Source organism: uncultured Gimesia sp. (genome assembly GCF_937919775.1).
Taxonomy (GTDB): Bacteria; Planctomycetota; Planctomycetia; order Planctomycetales; family Planctomycetaceae; genus Gimesia.
On sequence record NZ_CALFPF010000771.1, the window covers coordinates 1 to 1,685 of the forward strand.

General features: G+C 50.0%; 1 protein-coding gene and 1 pseudogene. One reads left to right on the forward strand and one right to left on the reverse strand.

Features of this window, described 5'->3' with window-relative positions; all coding sequences use genetic code 11:
• Positions 1 to 609, forward strand: a pseudogene (locus Q0294_RS21965) (hypothetical protein); the annotation flags it as partial.
• A gap of 2 nt (positions 610 to 611) precedes the next feature.
• Here the strand turns inward: Q0294_RS21965 and Q0294_RS21970 are convergent.
• The coding region (locus Q0294_RS21970; RefSeq protein ID WP_299469733.1) for an AI-2E family transporter at positions 612 to 1,685 on the reverse strand (1,074 nt) is incomplete at its 5' end.

Sequence of the window (1,685 nt, forward strand, 5' to 3'; positions counted from 1 at the left end):
GCTCAGATCTATCTGCGATCCGAAATCTGGGCGCGGCGTGATGAAGTGATCGACTGCCTGCTGGAATGTGACGCGATCGACCAGGTAATCTGGTGTGATGATGACAGCGGATTAAATGACACAAAACAGACTGCATTTCACGTTCATACAAGCGACAGGGGTCATCTTGTATTTCAACCTGAGCTGACTCAAAAACAAAACGCGGTCGACTGTTATGGGACCCCCTGGAAATGGAGGGGAGACCTGTCTGCCGTTGATGTCACGATCACACCTGACCATAAAATTGAATATGGTAATTACCCGAACGCATTCGAACGCATCGCCACAAGCTTCTCAGAACAGAGTGGCAACCTCTGGGTCACAGCTCGGCTGGGTAAGGAATTCTGTCTGCCAGAACTCAAATGCAATCCGGCAGGCTCACATGGTTCATTGCATTATTTAGATTCAACGGCCCCCCTGATTGCCGCAGGATTGCCGCTGAAATTTGAATTGCCTGATGCCCCGCGAATCGTTGATATCACCCCGATCTGCCTGCAACTGCTGGGACTTGATCCACCCCGGCTCCCCGGGACCAGTGCGATTTTAAATTCTCTGAATCCTGCTTCGTAAGTTTACCCCGAGAGGATGCGGGCCACCGGTTGCAGATATTTGAAATGGTCGCAAGAGATTTTAATCATTCCAATCAACGGAACGGCAAGCAGAATGCCGGCAACTCCCCACGCCCAACCCCAAAATATGATACAGATGAAGACCAATGCTGGATTCAGTTTCATGGATCGACCTAAAATCAGAGGCGTAATCACATTTCCTTCCAGAGCATTGATCAACACATAGATCAGGGGACCAATCACAGCTTCTGCCGGCGTGGGCAGATATACGACGCCAATCAAAAAAGTGACTGCAGCACCGACGAATGGTCCGACAAAGGGAATAAAGTTGAGCGTCGCTGCCATAATTCCCAGCAGAAAAGGATCGGGGAGCCCTAACAGAGCCAGAACCACGCCAATGACAATTCCCAGTCCGATGTTAATGGTGGTAATCGTGAGCAGATAATGCGAAATCCCCTGCTCTACGTTACGTATCATCGTGACAAAACCCCGTTTATCTTCCACTGTGGGAATCAATTCCACAACTGAGTTCACGTTACGGTGTCCCATCGCCAGGAGCAGATAAACCAGCACAACGGTGATGGTGGCTCCCGCCAGAAAGTTGAGCGTCGAACTCAACAGATAACTCGTGGCCGCCGGTTGTTGAACGGCAACCTTCACGACATCATTTTTTTCCGCACCCGAAGTGATTTTCGAAACCTGTTCAGAAGCCTGATCAATCTTGTTAACCGGATCAGTTAGGAATCGCAGCTTATGTTCTGCTTTGCGAAATGTGGCAGGGGCATTGGCAACCCAATCTGAAATCGGCCCCGCAAGAAAATAACTGGCAAATCCGATCGTCGCGCTTAAAACCAGTACTACAATCGCAGCAGCAATGGACTCTGTCATCAGGCGCCAGCGAGACAGAAAACGCACCACGGGAGCCAGTAGAAAAAAAAGCACAATCGCGAGTGCCATGGGAATCAGAATCGCGCGAGCAAAGTACAATGCATGCACGACTCCCAGCGTCGCCAGAATCCCCAATGAAAGCCGTCCATAAGAGTGGATCACAATTTTATCAGACGATCCGTTCTCAGC